This window comes from Brevundimonas sp. T2-11 (assembly GCF_055397675.1).
The window spans coordinates 202,476-218,414 of the sequence record NZ_AP027920.1 but is presented as its reverse complement, the minus strand read 5'-3'; the positions used below and the strand labels follow the sequence as shown (position 1 = coordinate 218,414).

Annotated in this window: 12 protein-coding genes; 2 read left to right on the top strand and 10 right to left on the bottom strand. The window is 67.9% G+C overall.

All coding sequences use genetic code 11. The features are described 5' to 3' along the window. Positions 1-50: 50 nt before the first annotated feature. Both ACZ5XO_RS01035 and ACZ5XO_RS01030 read right to left on the bottom strand, forming a co-directional pair. Positions 51-449, bottom strand: a complete 399-nt coding sequence (locus ACZ5XO_RS01035) for a DUF2147 domain-containing protein (RefSeq protein WP_464163487.1) — start codon at positions 447-449, stop codon at positions 51-53. 29 nt (positions 450-478) lie between these two features. Continuing rightward, positions 479-1,189, bottom strand: coding sequence for a Coq4 family protein (locus ACZ5XO_RS01030; RefSeq protein WP_464163486.1), 711 nt, complete (start codon positions 1,187-1,189; stop codon positions 479-481). A gap of 143 nt (positions 1,190-1,332) precedes the next feature. Here ACZ5XO_RS01030 and ACZ5XO_RS01025 point away from each other — a divergent pair, with 143 nt between their 5' ends. Next, positions 1,333-1,953, top strand: coding sequence for a TetR/AcrR family transcriptional regulator (locus ACZ5XO_RS01025; protein ID WP_464163485.1), 621 nt, complete (start codon positions 1,333-1,335; stop codon positions 1,951-1,953). Between the two features lie 18 nt (positions 1,954-1,971). Here the strand turns inward: ACZ5XO_RS01025 and ACZ5XO_RS01020 are convergent, their stop codons facing one another. From ACZ5XO_RS01020 to ACZ5XO_RS00995, 6 genes are all read right to left on the bottom strand, one after another. Beyond that, positions 1,972-3,258 (bottom strand): bifunctional folylpolyglutamate synthase/dihydrofolate synthase, encoded by a 1,287-nt coding sequence (locus ACZ5XO_RS01020; RefSeq protein WP_464163484.1) that lies wholly within the window; start codon positions 3,256-3,258, stop codon positions 1,972-1,974. A gap of 8 nt (positions 3,259-3,266) precedes the next feature. After that, positions 3,267-4,157: an acetyl-CoA carboxylase carboxyltransferase subunit beta gene (locus ACZ5XO_RS01015; RefSeq protein WP_464163483.1), complete on the bottom strand. Its 891-nt coding sequence runs from the start codon at positions 4,155-4,157 to the stop codon at positions 3,267-3,269. Between the two features lie 10 nt (positions 4,158-4,167). Next, positions 4,168-5,010 (bottom strand): tryptophan synthase subunit alpha, encoded by an 843-nt coding sequence (gene trpA, locus ACZ5XO_RS01010; RefSeq protein WP_464163482.1) that lies wholly within the window; start codon positions 5,008-5,010, stop codon positions 4,168-4,170. A gap of 310 nt (positions 5,011-5,320) precedes the next feature. Then, the gene (locus tag ACZ5XO_RS01005; RefSeq protein WP_464163481.1) at positions 5,321-5,818 is read right to left on the bottom strand and encodes a hypothetical protein; all 498 of its coding nucleotides are present in this window, start codon (positions 5,816-5,818) and stop codon (positions 5,321-5,323) included. A gap of 2 nt (positions 5,819-5,820) precedes the next feature. Next, entirely contained in the window at positions 5,821-7,035 is a 1,215-nt protein-coding gene (gene trpB / locus ACZ5XO_RS01000; RefSeq protein WP_464164843.1) for a tryptophan synthase subunit beta, read from the bottom strand. Positions 7,036-7,076: 41 nt separating this feature from the next. Beyond that, the gene (locus ACZ5XO_RS00995; protein WP_464163480.1) at positions 7,077-7,727 is read right to left on the bottom strand and encodes a phosphoribosylanthranilate isomerase; all 651 of its coding nucleotides are present in this window, start codon (positions 7,725-7,727) and stop codon (positions 7,077-7,079) included. Between the two features lie 232 nt (positions 7,728-7,959). Between ACZ5XO_RS00995 and ACZ5XO_RS00990 the strand changes: the two genes are divergently transcribed. Beyond that, positions 7,960-9,018: an NAD(P)-dependent alcohol dehydrogenase gene (locus ACZ5XO_RS00990; RefSeq protein WP_464163479.1), complete on the top strand. Its 1,059-nt coding sequence runs from the start codon at positions 7,960-7,962 to the stop codon at positions 9,016-9,018. A 72-nt stretch (positions 9,019-9,090) separates the two neighbouring features. Here ACZ5XO_RS00990 and ACZ5XO_RS00985 read toward each other — a convergent pair whose 3' ends face one another. Both ACZ5XO_RS00985 and ACZ5XO_RS00980 read right to left on the bottom strand, forming a co-directional pair. Next, entirely contained in the window at positions 9,091-14,181 is a 5,091-nt protein-coding gene (locus tag ACZ5XO_RS00985; protein WP_464163478.1) for a beta strand repeat-containing protein, read from the bottom strand. Positions 14,182-14,208: 27 nt separating this feature from the next. Further along, on the bottom strand, positions 14,209-15,915 hold the full coding sequence (locus ACZ5XO_RS00980; RefSeq protein WP_464163477.1) for a ShlB/FhaC/HecB family hemolysin secretion/activation protein: 1,707 nt from the start codon (positions 15,913-15,915) through the stop codon (positions 14,209-14,211). Positions 15,916-15,939: the final 24 nt, after the last annotated feature.

Here is a 15,939-nt window from a genome sequence, read left to right as displayed (position 1 = left end):
CCCCGGCGGCCTCTCTCGTTACAAGCCTCAGCAGTCCGGCCGAGTTGCGCTCAGCGCGCCCGCGTCCAGGTCTGGGTCCGGCACAGCATCCGGGCGATGCACCCCCGCACCGCCAGCCGATCCGGCTCGATCAGGGTCAGCGTCCCCGTCGCCGCCCCCTGGCCGCTGTCCGGGTCATAGAGCGGCCCGGCGCTCCAGACGCGCGGCCCGCCGGACGCCGCCCGAACGACCGTCAGTCCCTTGACCGGACGCGAGCGCAACGCCGGATCCCGATTGCGCACGTCGCGCTGATCCGGGTTCGCCCGCAGGGCGGCGGCGTCCGCCACCCGCGCGCACAGGCCCGTCGCGCAGCGTTCGATCACCACCACGCCGTTCTGGGCCGGGGTGCGCCAGCGCCCCAGCAGGGCCTCATCCTGCGCCATGACCGGAGAGGCGAGCGAGGCCGCCACGACGGCCCCCAGAGCCCATACGCCTCGCCTCATACCTTGCCGCCCTGATAGGCGTTTCGGACCGAAGGCGGCACGCGCTGGTAGATGGTCGGGGTCGCGATCTTCAGACGCCGCCGCGCCACGTCCAGCGGCTCGGCGAACAGACGCTCGTAGTCCTCGCCCGGCAGCCAGGCGGCGCGGCGACCGTCGCGCCACGCCTGGAAGACGGCGCGCGCGCACGGATAACCCGTGCGGGCGCGCATGAACTGGACGGCGATGCCCGATGCGATCAGGCCGAAACCGGCGCTTCGCGTCTGCGGCAACGAAAACGCCACCAGACAGGCCTCGCCCAGAGCGTCCGCCTCATAGCCGGTCAGCACGTGCCAGATATCGTGGACGTCGCGCATCCGTCGCGCAAACCAGGCGCGCGGATGGGCCGCCTCGATCTCGCTGTCGGCGACCTTGCGGCTTTCGTCGGCCAGGCCGTAGGCGGAGAAGTTCTGGGCGTCGATGAAGTTGCGGTAGGCGGCCCCCACCGTGCCCTCGCCGAACTGATCCAGCCACACCCTGTTCTGAAGAAGGTCCGCCAGCTCCTGGCGATGATAGGCCTGCCGCCCGCCTTCCGGCGTCTGCAACAGGCGACTGTAGCCCCAGTCGGGCGATCGCCCGGACAGGGCGTTCATGATCTCGAACACCTGTTCAGTGTCGTCCTTGTCCGCCACCAGGCGGCGCAGGGCGCGCAACGCACGGACCGGTTGCACCTTTCCAGCCGTCAGTTGCGAGGGCCGACGAGAATGATCGCTGGACGGCTCGAAAGCCGGAAAAGTCGAGGCGGCTTGCACTTGCGGGTTCCTTTGCGGAAGCCTAGGAAGAGTAACTATCTACATGAATGTCATTTACAGATATGTCAATTACCGCCCTTGAAAAACCGCGCCGTCGTCGCCGCTCGCCCGAAGAGGCGCGACGAGAGGCCGTGGTCTCGGCTCGCGCCCTGCTGTTGTCCGGAGGCCCCACGGCGGTGACCCTGTCGGCGGTGGCCGCTGACATCGGCGTGACCCACGCCAATCTTATCCACCATTTCGGATCGGCCGCCGGTCTGCAGTCCGCGCTGATGGGTTCGATGGTCGATGACCTGAATCAGGCGCTGGAGACCGCTGTCGCGCGGCTGCGCACCGACGAAGGGGCGCCTCTGGAGTTGATCAACGCGGTGTTTGACGCCTTCGCCGAAGGCGGCGCGGGACGTCTGGCCGCCTGGATCGCCCTGTCGGGCGACCTGTCGCATCTGGAACCGGTCCGCGATGCGGTTCTCAACCTGGTGAACGCCATCGCTGAAAAGATGGGCGACGACGGCGAAGCGCGTGAGCGTATCGGCTCGGCCGTGCTCTTCATCGCGCTCAGCGCCTTCGGCGAGGCCCTGATCGGCCCGCCGCTGCGCGCCATGCTGGATCAGCCCGACGACGCCGGTCGCAAGGTCGTGGCCAGCCTCCTGCCCAGCTTCATCCGCAAACCGGCGCACGACGGCTGAAGCCGCCCTGCAGACCGTTTAGGTCGGCCAGGTGTCCCGGCTCGCGCCCAACACCTCGCCCGCCAGATAAAGCGAGCCGCAAATAACGATGCGGCCGGCGCCCAGGGCCAGGGCCCGGTCCATCGCCTCGCCCACCGTCCCCGCCGCCATGGCCCCAAGTCCGCGCCCCTGAGCCACCGCCGCCAAGGCCGCGGGGTCGGCGGCGGAACCGTCGAAACCGACGGTGAAAACCTGAGCTTCGACGCCCTTCAGGGCTTCAAAGAAGCCACCCGCGTCCTTGTTCGCCAGCATGGCCACGATAAGGGCCAGGGGGCGCGGCGCCCGCGCCTGACGCTCGGCCAGGGATCGGGCCAACGCCCGTCCGGCGTGGGGATTATGTCCACCATCCAGCCACAGCTCGACGTCGGCGGCCTGGGCCTTCTCGGCGTAGGGGCCCGCCGTCAGGCGCTGCATCCGCGCCGGCCAGCGTACTGCGCTCAGTCCCGCCGCAATGTCAGCTTCGCCCAGGCCCAGCTCCAACGCGACAGCGACAGCCACGCCCGCGTTGTCGAACTGGTGCGGGCCGCTCAGCGCCGGGGGCGGCAGGTCGAGAAAGCGTTCCTGATCCTGATAGACCAGTCCGCCGCGCTCGGCCCAGGCGTCGAAGTCCACGCCCATGACGGTCAGGGGCGAGCGGACCTCGGCGGCGCGACGCTCGATCACCGACATGACGGCCTCGGACTGGCGGGCGATGATCCCGCGCGCCCCGGCCTTGAGAATGCCCGCCTTCTCGGCGGCGACGCCCTCGATCCGGTCCCCCAGAAACTCGGCGTGGTCCAGATCGACGGGGGTGATGACGCTCAGCAGCGGCCGGTCGATAACATTGGTGGCGTCCAGCGAGCCGCCCAGCCCCACTTCGATGACAGCCAGGTCGGCGGGAGTCTCGCTCATGGCCAGGAAGGCGGCGGCCGTCGTGCTCTCGAACACGGTGGCCTCGCCGCCGGTCTCGGCCATGGCGGCTTCGATGCGGTCCAGAACGTCGTTCAGATGGTCGTCGCCGATCAGCGTCCCGGCCAGACGAATGCGCTCGTTGAAGCGCACCAGATGCGGCGAGGTGTAGGCGTGGACCCGCAGACCCGCCGCCTCGGCGATGGCCCGGATCAGGGATACTGTCGAGCCCTTGCCGTTGGTCCCCGCGACATGAACCACCGGCGGCAGGCGATCCTGCGGATTTCCCAGCGCCGCGCACAGCGCCCGCATCCGGTCCAGCGACAGGTCGATGCGCTGGGGATGGCGGGCGCGCAGGCGTTCCGAGATCGGGTCCATAGAGGGCCTTAGGCCGCCTTGCGCTTGCCGCCCATCAGCATGGACAGGATCTGGCCCAGGACGGTCGGCAAATCGCCGCGCGCCACGACCTTGTCGACCATGCCCTTGCCCTGCAGATACTCGGCGCGCTGGAAGCCCGGCGGCAGTTTCTCGCGGATGGTGGTCTCGATCACGCGCGGACCGGCGAAGCCGATCAGGGCGCCCGGCTCGGCCAGGTGGACGTCGCCCAGCATGGCGTAGGAGGCGGTGACGCCCCCCGTGGTCGGGTCGGTCAGGACGACGACATAGGGCAGCTGCGCCGCCTTCACCTCCTGCACCGCCAGGGTGGTGCGGGCCATCTGCATCAGGCTGAGGGCGCCTTCCTGCATCCGCGCGCCGCCGGCGGCGGTGAAGCAGACGAAGGGCACGCCGCGCTTCACGGCTTCACGGGCGGCGGCGACGAAGGCCTCGCCCGCCGCCATGCCCAGCGAGCCGCCCATGAAGGTGAAGTCCTGCACGATGACGACCGCGGCCACGCCGTCGATCTTGCCATAGCCGATGGCCATGGTGTCCTTGCGGCCCGCAGCCTTGCGCGCCGCGTTCAGGCGATCCTTGTAGGGCTTGCCGTCCGAGAATTTCAGCGGGTCTTCCGGCACGTCCGGGGTGTCGATGCTCTCGAACACGCCGTCGTCGAAGGTGGCCTTCAGACGCGTCGGCGCATTGATCCGCATGTGACGGCCCGACGGCGTGACCCACAGGGCCGCCTCCAGGTCCGTGCGGAACAGCATCTCGCCGCTGTCCGGGTCCTTGACCCACAGATTGTCGGGCGTGTCGCGCCGGCTGACGATCTTGCGCACGCCCGGAGCGAAGCGGGACAGCCAGCCGCCACGCGGCTTGTTCTCAGGATTCTTGTCGACCATGAGCGCGCCTTTAGACGGTTTCCGCGACGGAAGCACTAGTTCTGGCGGTTTTCACCGCATCGGCCAGAGCCTTCACCCTGGCCAGAACGCGGGGCACAGCCGGTTCGTTCGCCGCCAGGGCCGCGGCCACTTCATCGACGAAGACCGACCCGGCCACCACCGCATCGGCCACGCGGGCGATCTCGGCGGCGCGCTCGGGCGTCTTGACGCCGAAGCCGACGGCGACCGGCAGGTTCGCCGCCTTGCGGACCCGCTCGACGGCAGGGGCCACAGCGGCGGCCTGCGCCTCTTTCACGCCCGTCACGCCCGCGACGGAGACGTAATAGACGAAGCCCGAGGTGCCGCGCGCGATGACCTTCAGCCGGTCGTCGTCCGAGGTCGGCGTGGCCAGACGGATCAACGACACCTCGGCCGCGTCCAGCGCGGCGGCCAGAGGCCCGGCCTCTTCCGGCGGGCAATCCACCACGATCAGACCGTCCACGCCCGCCGCCGCCGCGTCGCGCGCAAAGGCCTCGTAGCCGTAGCTTTCGACCGGGTTCAGATAGCCCATCAGTATGACCGGCGTGGCGTCATCGCCCTTGCGGAAATCGGCCACCAGATCCAGCGTGCCTCGCAAGGTCATCCCCGCCGCCAGCCCGCGCAGGGCCGCGCGCTGGATCGGCGGCCCCTCGGCCATAGGGTCCGAAAACGCCAGACCCAGTTCGATCAGGTCGGCCCCGGCGGCGGGCAGACCGCGCAGGATTTCCAGCGCCTCGTCGCGGCTGGGATCGCCGGTCATGACATAGGGAATAAATCCCGCCCGGCCTTCGGCCTTCAGCGCGGCGAAACGGGCGTCGATACGAGCAGTCGTCACTGAGCTACCTCACAAACTTTCTGCATGGCCTCAGCGGGCACGGCGAACCATTGGAAATCCGAAACAGGATAGCAGCGCGAACCATAGGCCAATCCCGGCGCAGACGGGATCAGATGTCGATCACACACCAACTGGTCACGCACCGAAGCGCCTCGAATAGTCCGCGTGTCGCCATCCTTGCCGCACGCAACGATGTCGGCGGAACGCGCAATCGTCGCCCCCGCCGCCTCGACGGAATTCTCTAGCGGCGCTGAAACACAGGACGCGACCAGAAAGATCAACCCAAGGCCAACAGCCCCCTGCCGCCCCGTCACTGGGGCGTCGCTCCTGCGGCCGGCGCGGCGGGTTGGCCGGCGCAGACGTCGCCGGGGATGGTGGCGAAGCCCAGGTAGCCCGGCGACGTCGCTTCAGCCGGCTTGGTCTCGTCATAGAAGGCGATCATCTGCATGCCGTCGCAACCACCGCCCTCGCGGCGCTTGATCAGGACCACGCGGTTCTCTTCACCGGCGGCGGGCAACCAGCCCTCTTTTTCGAGCTGCGCCAGGTAGGCGTCAGCCAGATCACTGACCTGGTCCAGTTGCGCGGTGACGCAGAAGGCGGGGCTGCGCAGCTGGGCCCCGCAGTCGGGCGAGACCACGGCCGGAGCCAGGACCGGCACCCCCGTCGCGGCGACGCCGGGACCAAAGGACGGCGCGGCGGGCGCGGGGGCCTGAACCGGCGCGGGCGCGGCGGGCGCCGCCTGGGTCCTGGCCATGGTCAGGGTCGGCGACGCCAGAACGGCGAGGGCCGCGATCAGAAGACTGTTCATGCTCAAAGCTCCACGCCCAGATGCTTGGCTACGGTGAAGATGTCCTTGTCGCCCCGTCCTGACAGGACCAGGACAACATCGCCGTCCTTGCCGACCTCCTTCGCCACCTCGCCGATGCGGGCGAGCGCGTGCGAAGGCTCCAGAGCCGGAATGATGCCTTCCAGTTTCGACAGCAGCTGGAAGGCCTCCAGCGCTTCGTCGTCGGTGGCCGACAGGTATTCGCCACGCCCCAGATCGTTCAGCCAGGCGTGCTCCGGCCCGATGCCGGGATAGTCGAGCCCGGCCGAGATCGAGTGCCCTTCCAGAATCTGACCGTCGGCGTCCTGCAACAGATAGGTGCGGTTGCCGTGCAGCACGCCGGGGCGGCCGCCCTTCAGGCTGGCGGCGTGTTCGGGGGTGTCCAGACCATGACCCGCCGCCTCGACGCCGATCAGGCGCACGCCCTCGTCTTCGATGAAGGGGTGCATGGCGCCGATGGCGTTGGAGCCGCCGCCGATGCAGGCCACCACGGCGTCAGGCAGACGCCCGATCTGGGCCAGCGACTGGCGCTTGATCTCCTTGCCGATCACCGACTGGAAATCGCGCACCATGGCCGGATAGGGGGCCGGGCCCGCCGCCGTGCCGATGATGTAATAGGTGTCCTCGACGTTGGTGACCCAGTCACGCATCGCCTCGTTCATGGCGTCCTTCAGCGTCGCCGCCCCCGCCGTAACGGCCTCGATCTCGGCCCCCAGCAGCTTCATGCGGAAGACGTTGGGCTGCTGACGCTCGACATCGACCGCGCCCATATAGACGGTGCAGGGCAGGCCGAAGCGGGCGCAGACGGTGGCCGAGGCCACGCCGTGCTGACCGGCGCCGGTCTCGGCGATGATCCGCGTCTTGCCCATGCGCCGCGCCAGCAGAATCTGGCCCATGCAGTTGTTGATCTTGTGCGCGCCCGTGTGGTTCAGGTCCTCGCGCTTCAGCCAGATCTTGGCCCCGCCGAAGTGATCGGTCAGGCGCTCGGCGAAATAGAGCGGGCTCTCGCGACCGACATAGTGAGTCAGGAAGCCGTCCAGCTCGGCCTGGAAGCTCGGGTCGGCCTTGGCCGCCTCATAGGCCGCGTTCAGCTCGTGAATGAGCGGCATCAGGGTTTCGGGCACGAAACGGCCGCCATAGGGACCGAAGCGGCCCTCGGCGTCAGGCCAGCTGTAAGGCTCGGGGGAATTCGGGAGGATTGCGTTCACGAGCGGCAGTCTTTCGCGAGAAGGCGACGAAATCAGGACCGGGATACGGCCTCAAGGAAGGCGCGGATGCGGTCAGGGTCCTTAACACCGGGTTCGCTTTCGACGCCAGAGGAGACATCGACCAAAGGCGCCCCCGAAATCCGCACCGCCTCGGTGACATTTTGCGGATCCAGCCCGCCTGCGAGGAACCAGTTTGCCGGAAGCGCCCGGTTCTTCATCAGCGCCCAGTCAAACGATGCCCCCACGCCGCCGGGCAGGTCGGACCCCTCGGGCGGCCTGGCGTCGAACAGCAGATGGTCGGCGACATCGGCCCAATCGGGCACGCCGGCGAAGTCGGCCTCGTTACGGATCGGCAGGGCCTTGATGATCCCCGCCCCGGTCAGCCGCCGCACCTCGGCGGCGCGCTGCGGCGTCTCATGACCATGCAACTGGATCAGGTCGGGCCGCAGGATCAGGCCCACCTCGGTCAAAAGGGCGTCGTCGGGATCGACCAGCACCGCCACGATCTTCGCCCGCTTGCGCGCACGGTCGAACAGGGGGGCGGCGTGCAGGGGCGGGATATGGCGCGGGCTCTTTTCAAACACCACCGCCCCGACGAAGGCCGCGCCGCCGTGCAGCGCCGCCTCCAGCGTCTCGGGCGTCGTCAGTCCGCAAATCTTGGCCAAGGTCTGAAGCTGGGTCATCGACAAGGGAGGTGCGCGAGAGCGCCCTTCCGGTCAAGCGCCGGGCGGCGCCTCACACCTTCAGGCCCTCGCGGTCCGATTGAAAATCAGGCTTGGCGATACAGGAACGCCGGCTGACTTCCCGGCGCCCCGTCGCTCCCCGGCCTGGATGGCGCATGGGACACAGGCGGCATATCTTGTCCCCCGTCCGGACCGCCTGAACGCCCATGTCCGCCTCCCCGAGGAAAACACCATGACCGTCAAAGCCTATGGCGCCCATGCCGCCGACAAGCCGCTCGAAGCCCTCGACATCTTCCGGCGCGCGCCTGGCGAGCACGACGTCCAGATCGAGATCGCCTATTGCGGCGTCTGCCATTCCGACCTGCACACCGTGCGCGGCGAATGGCCCGGAACCCTCTATCCCTGCGTGCCGGGCCACGAGATCGTCGGACGCGTTTCCGCCGTCGGCGCCCATGTCAGTCGTTTCAGGGAAGGCGATCTGGTCGGGGTCGGCTGCATGGTCGACAGCTGCCAGGCCTGCGCTTCCTGCGACGAAGGGCTGGAGCAATACTGCGAGGGCACGGGCATGGTCGGCACCTATAACGGCCCCACGCCGGACGCCCCGGGACACACCCTGGGCGGCTATTCGCAACGCATCGTCGTCAGCGACAAGTTCGTGGTGAAGGTCAGCCACCCCGAGGATCAACTGGCCGCCGTGGCCCCCCTGCTGTGCGCCGGCATCACCACCTGGTCGCCGCTGCGGCACTGGAACGCCGGTCCCGGCAAGAAGGTCGGCGTCGTAGGCATCGGCGGCCTGGGCCATATGGGGGTCAAGCTGGCCCGCGCCCTGGGCGCCGAAGTCGTGGCCTTCACCACCTCGGAAAACAAGCGTGAAGACGCCAGGGCCCTGGGCGCTCACCAGGTCGTCGTTTCGCGCAACGCCGACGAGATGAAGGCGCATCGCGGCAGTTTCGACCTGATCATCAACACAGTGGCCGCCAGCCACGATCTGGACGCCTACACCAGCCTGCTGCGTCGTGACGGCGCCCTGGTTCTGGTCGGCGTGCCCGAACACAACCACCCCTCGCCCCAGTTCGCCTCGCTGATCTTCCGCCGCAAGGCGATCGCCGGCTCGATGATCGGCGGCATCGCCGAAACCCAGGAAATGCTCGACTTCTGCGCCGAGCACGGCATCGTCGCCGACATCGAGATGATTCCGATCCAGCAGATCGAGGACGCCTACGCCCGCATGACCAGGAGCGACGTGAAATATCGCTTCGTCATCGACAGCGCGAGCCTGGCGACGTCCTGAGAACAGGCTCGATACGTCCAGCACCCGCCGCTGTCCCTGGGTCCTGCCCCTGATGAGACAGCGGCGGCTGCTTCACGGATTGCCGCCTCCAACGACCGTGACGGCCTGCTGTCGGCACTCAGCCTCGGGACAGAAGCTGCCTTGAGTCTGAAGCTTGGGCTCCGGATCCCAGTCCAGAGTGAAGTCCGGCGACTGGGCCACATGCTTCAACAGCGCCGATCCGTCCTGCCCCCTCGCCGGCAAGGGATCGATGGTGAACACCGCTCCTGTGAAGGTCATGTCGTAGTTGGCTGACAGCCCCAGCGTGCCCTGGCCGATCCTGTATGCTCCCGGCGCCTCGCCCGCGACACGCGTGGGACCGCCCGTGAAATCATCTCCGGCCACGAGGCCGCCTGCCGTAATGCGATAGGCCAGGTTCGGGTCGGCCTGCCCGAACATCTTGGTCCCATTGTCGGCGGACACCGCAATCTGCCGGCGCAGAATGTCGGCCTGGGCCGCCGCGACCGGAGAGAGAATATAGTTGCCTGCGTCCGCGCCCGACAGCGCCACCCCTGAAGCGACGACCGTCTTGGCGACGCCGGCGTTCCAGTCGGTGAAGGCGTAGCTGCCCGCCGCGGAAACATCATCGCCGGCCACGACGCCGTTCAAGATGATGGAGCCCGCAGCGGCGACCGTACGATCATAGGTCTTGTCGGTCGCATCCAGCACCCCGGTGATCGTCCTGGCGTCGATACGCAGCACGCCCGTCTCCAGGGCAAAGGCGTAGTTGAAGTCCGACGCCAGACTGCCGAGACCGGCGTTCAAGACATAGGTTCCGACATTCTTGCCGGTCGCGCCGGAAACCGTGGCCGCACCGGACCAGGCTTCAGCCGCCAGATCGCCGTTGACCAGGCCGGAGATCGTCGTCGTGACGACGGGTACGCCGCCATCATAGGTCACGACCTGACTGTCGGGCGTCACCGTCAGGGTCGGCTGGTAGGCGTAGACGAAGCGGTTCCCGGCGTTGGGCGTCGCAGCAAACGTCCCGGTCGAGAAGTCGTATGCGGCGCCATAGTAGGACTTGCCCGCCAAGCCGTTGAAGGCGTTGCCCGCCGTCGAGCCCGTCGGGTCGCCGGCCGCCTGGGTATAGATCAGCCAACGCCCCGCCGGGTTGGACGCCGCCACGGCGTCCGCGCCGCGTCCGTTGGTGAAGACGCCGTCGGAAGCCAGCACCACCGCGTCGCCTGCTCCATCAGCCCGGATCAAGCCGTTGGCGGTGAAGCCCATGCCCCCATGGGACGTCAGGGCGACGCTACCCGTACTGCGAACCGCTCCATCGACCACCAGGGCGCGGTCATTGTTCAGCTTGAGCTGTCCGCCCGTATTGGTGAAATCGCCGAGCTGAGCCACCTGGTTGGCCGCCTCGAATCCGGCCCCGCCAACCGATGACCCGATCAGCCTTTGCGCGGTAACGCCCCCCGTCGTCGCCTGTGTGACGGCTTGACCGGAGCGCAGTTCGACAGTCTGGCCGACAGCTGTGATCGGACCATTGATGTGGAGGCCGACAAGATCGTTGAAGGCGAAGCCGCCGTCGGCGACCGTGACCGCATCAAGAGTGGCCACACGATTGTCGCCCAGCAGAACCACAGCGCCGCCAGACGTCACGCCGAGTGACGCGGCCTGCAACGCCGCTTGCTGAGTGATCCCCGTCGCCGCCTTCAGGGACAAGGCGCCCTCGACGTCGACCACGCTTCCCGGCCCGGTATCGCCCAGGGCCAGCGCGCCTGCGACGGACGTCACCGACAGATCGTCCGACACGATGGCCGAAACCAGGCGAACGTCGCCGCCACCGCTGATCCGGGAGGCTGTATCGGCCGTCAATCGCTCAACGGTCAGGGCTCCGTCCGGTCCGTCGATCAGGACCGCACCGTTCGTCGAATCCGCCTCGACAATACGCAGCGAACCATTGACCACGTGGACCGCCACGCCCTCCGACCCGCTGACAGTCGTGAGGTTCGCGTTGACGACACGATCCAGATTGACGTCGACACGCCCGTTCGCGGCCACGGCCTCGACGACAGCCCCCGCGTTCGCCGACGTAACCATATTGGCCGACGTGACGCCCCCGGACGCAGGCGCGCCCAGAACGGCGTCGCCGTTCGCGGACCGAAGGGTCAGTCTGTTGGTCCCTGTCCCGGTCAGGGTGGCGGCGCCCAGGCTGGCGGTTCCCGTCGAAGTGGAAACCAGGATGGAAGATACGGCCGTTGCGGCGTCGATCCTGTCGCTGGCGGCGAGATGAACCCTGACGTCGCCACCGTTCGAGGACAGGTCAGCCCTGCCCGCGCCGCCGCCCGACCTGCTGAAGACATTGCTCGCAGCGATCGACAGGTCATCGGAGGCGCCCAGCACCACGTCGTCTGTAGCGGTGATGTCGAGGTCACGTCCTGTCCCCGCGCCGGTCAGTTCGGCCCGACGCAGGACCACCTGCCCGCCGGTGGAGCGGATCAGGATGTCGTCGCCGGCCGTGGTCGAGATCAGATCAATGTCGCCTGCGGCGGAGACATCGGCATCACCACCGGCGACAAGCGCGTAGGCGCTTGTCAGGCCGTCATGGGATTCCAGCCTCAGATCGCCTGTAGCCGTGAGGGCGTGCGTCAAGATCAGGCCGCCGTCCGTATCCGTGATCGACAGATTGCGGATCGTCCCTGCCGGATTCAGGGCTGCGCCGGCCCAGGCGGGCGCCGTGGCCGTATAGTCGCCGCCGCTGAAGGTGATCGCGGCGGCGTTGACCGTCCCGCCTCCTCCATGGAGCGCGACATTATGACCGCTGACCGTCCCTGCGGTGAAACCGCCGCTGATCCCGATCGAGGCCGTGCCGGACGCGGCGTCGGCGACCACCGAAGTCAAGCCGCCCGGCAGACCGTTCAGGAAGACATGCGCATCGCCGCCCGAAGACGCGACGTCCAGGGTTCCGAACCCGCCCGTGCGCTGAACGATATTGGTGGTCGCCACTCCCGCCTGACTGTCCGCGCCCAGGGTGGCGGTTCCTGTTGCGGCGACCTCAAGCGCGCCGCCGCCTGTTATCGCAGCCCCGCGCAGAGTCGCGGCGCCGTCCAGAGCCCGCACCAGAATCGAGCCGCTGGACGTCAGCTGTCCCGCCACCACGTCGCCCGTCGTCGCGGTGACGACAAGGTCTCCGCCGCTTGAGACCAGGCCTCCGGCGCCGGCGCTGCTGCTGAAGCCCGTCGCGCCTGTCAGCGTCAGGTCGCGCGTCGCTTGAACCTGGCCGGCCGGCGCGACGGACAAGAGGCCCGCTGTGGTGGTGATGGCGACATCCCGTCCAGCGACATCGCCTGTGATGGACAGGTCCTTGGCGTTGCTCAGCGAGACATCGTTCGCAACGGCCTGGAGCCTGGACACCCTGTTGATCATATTGGCGCCGCCAAGGTTCACGCCCGTGGCGCTCTCGGCCGCCAGAAAGTCCGTGGTGACGCTCCCGCCTGTCTGGCTGATCGCGCCGCCGCTCGAAGACAGTTCGACGGTCCCGGAGGCGCTGTAGTTCCCGGTCAACGTCAGATCGCCCGCAGCCGTCCAGTCCAGATTGCGCGCCGATGAGGCCGAGCCCAGGGTCGCGATGTCGGAGGCTTCGATGACGATGTCGCCGGCTGCGCCTCCGCCCCCCTGGGTGACGGCCGAGCCGACATTGACCGCGCCGGTGGTCGAACGCGCCAGGACGTGAGCATCGTCCAAGGTGCCGGCGCCCGTCGATGTCAGGGTCGCGCCGCTGGCCAGGACGTCGCCGCCCGACGCCGTGATCTCGACGTCGTCCCCGGCCATGGCCGATGACGTGACGCTCGCATTGCCGTTCGAGGCCGTCACGAACACATCGCCGGCGGCCGCAGCGTTCGCCACGCTGGCGCTGGCCCCATTGATCCTCAGATTGCGGCTGGAACTACCCGTCGTCAGCGTCGCGCTGGTCGCGCCGCTGACGGTGATGTCGCCCGCCTGGGTTCCCGTCCCCTGAGTCAACAGCGTGCCGCCGGACGCCGAACCGGACGTGGAGCGGATCAGAATATGGGAATCGTCCGCACCTGCTCCCGTCGCCTTCAGATAGGCGCCGCCCGCCGTCACATTGCCGTCGGCTGTGATCTCGATGTCGTCTCCGGCGAAGATGCGGTTGGTCACATAGGCCTGGGTCGTACCCGTGACATAGACGCTACGCACTGCATCGACCGTGCTCAGAAACACCTGAGGCGCGCTGAGTGTAAGGTCCCGCGCCGAGTTGCCGAGGGTCAGGGACGCCGAGCCGTTGCTGGTGATCAGAATATCGCCCGACGTCGTCGTGGTGGCCGCACCGACCGAGCTGTTGTTCGACGATGAGACCGTCACGCCGGTGGCGCCCGTGATCTGGGTGACGGTGGCGCCCGGCCCGCCGGCCGCGACCGTCGCCGCGCCCGCGCTGGCGGTGACTTCGCTGGCGGTGATCGACCCGGAGGTCGTGCTGATCTGGACCGTCTGTCCATAAGCCGTCTGGACGCTGAGCGCGCCGCTGGAAGCGCTGAGCACCACATCGCCGGCGGCGTTGACCGATGCGCTGGTCGCCGAAGAAAGCGTCGACATCCGGATCAGGCCGTTGGACGCCGCCCGCAGCACGGCCGTCGGATCGGCGGCGTTGACGAACGTCGCATCATTCAGGCCTGTTCCGCCGGCGAAGACGAAGCCGCCGGCGGTCATGGTCGCGCCGGGAGAGACGATGACCCCCTGCGGCGAGTAGAACCAGATATTGCCCCCCGTCGCCGCGCCGACCTTGCCGCTGATGACGGCGCCGTTGTCGATCGCGATCTGACTCGTGGTCTTGTTGAGGACGATGTCGCTGGCGCTATCGAAGAGGAAGTTCATCGTGTCGCCGCTGCTGACATGCAGGCTGGACCAGTTGATCACCGTCCGCGACGCGTTCAGGTCGATCTGCAGGGTGGCGGCGTCCGGGGCGGTGATGACCGGCTGCGACCCGCCCGACGAAACCGTGATGCTCCCTGCCCCCGGTATGCCGGGCAGGGTGCCGGCGGAACTCGGATGCGCCAGCATTGCGGCGACGCCGCACAGGGCCGAGGCCGCCAACAGGCCTGTACGGCGCGCGCGGTTCTGACGAATGACGGAACTAAAGGCGGTGTTCGACGGGGTCATGAGGGACGCTCCGGAAACTTCAGCGGATTAGAAAAGAGCAGCGGAAAGCGAGAGCAGCACCCGTGACGAAGGCGTGTCACGCCCTCCGAACGGGTCGTCGAGCGGCTGGGCCCATGTCAGATCCAGAGCCGCTCGCGACGTGAGTTGGGCCCGCACTCCCGCACCGACCGACGCCAGGCTCAGCTTGCCTCCGCCGACGCCCAGGTTCCTCAACCCGGCGACGTCATAGAAGACATAGGGCCGCCAGGCGGCGCGCCCGTCCGCTATGGGTAGCGAGACCGTGCTCAGTTCGATCGAAGCTGACAGCGCGCGATCGCCGGACGCGACCGACGGATCATAACCCCGCCCGATCGTCAGATTGCCGACGCCGTATTCCTCGTAGGACAGCAGCGCATCCTCGGTGTGCTGCCAGGCCAGCGCGAGCCTGCCGACCAGCGGCCCCGCAAGACGACCGCCGATTTCTCCCTCGGTTCGCAGCACCAGGGCGTCCGGCCGGCCCTTGAACCGCGACGCCGCAGGGTCGCCGTAGTCGCTGGCCCCGAGTTCCCCGGTTCCCTTTCTAATCTCGACGACGCCGGTCATGGCCACGGAATGGTCCGCCAGGCTCTCGGGCGCATAGTGGCCGTCCACGCGCATGAAGAAGACCCGCAGGTGGTCCTCGGTCAGCACGGCCATGCCGCCGCCGAACTCGACCTTCTGGTCGATCCATTCCATGCCGCCGCCGATGTTGAGGTTGTGACGGCGATGGCGCACCAAGGGATAGGTCAGACGCGCGCTGCCCGCGAACGAAACCCCCTCCAGGTTCAGCGGCGCGAGAACATCACCGGGCTTGGTCCAGCCCCATGCCCCTGACAGATCGGCCACCAGCCCCTCGCCTCCGATATAGAAGCGTTCGCCGATCTGAACCACGCGCTGTTCATCGCTGAACAGGGTGCCGTAGCCGAGGATGGATGTCCGATCGCCCAGCGACGTCATGCCGTTGAAGTCCAGGCGCGCTAGCGCCAGATCACGCCCGACAGTCCTTGAGCCGTAATTCTGGGCCATGACCGAACCGTTCGCCGCATCACGGGAGATGCCGATCTCGAGATCCAGCGAACCGTCGCCCGCCGCAGACGGCCGCAACGCCGACTGAATGCTCACGCCCGGCACGTCTGACGCCAGCAGCAGATAGCGTTGCGCGACATCGAGATCGAACGGCGCCATGTCGCGCAGATGGTCAAGGAAACGCTCGACCTGCTTCTGGGCCGGACCGGCGTCGCCATGATAATTGACCGAAGCAATCCGAGCCTCGACCACCATCAGGACAAGACGGCCATCAACGATCCGCTGCTCGGGAATGATGATGTTCGCCAGGATCCCGCTACGCAGATAGAGCATCGCGGCCCGATCGCGAATTTCACAGACCGCGCTCAGGGGCGCCTCGCGGCCGATGAAGTCAGCATAGGTCGAGGCCAGGATCTGATCCGATACGGCCAGGCGACCCGACGTCGCCCCCTTGAACTCCACGGCGCTCAAGGTGACCTTGATCGGACTCTCTCGAATGGCGCAGGGTCCCGCCTCCATGCCCTTGAACAGATCCCCGCGCGGAGCGGCGGCGATCGGGGCGGCGCTGGCCGGATCCAATTCCTGTCGTGACGGCAACGCCACCTGAGCGTCAGCCGGCGCGTCGACGGCGAAACTCGCCGCCAGGCAGGCCGTCACGCCCGCCATCAGAACAAGCCCGCGGCTTCTCAACAAGCTTTTCAACACAGCCCCCTC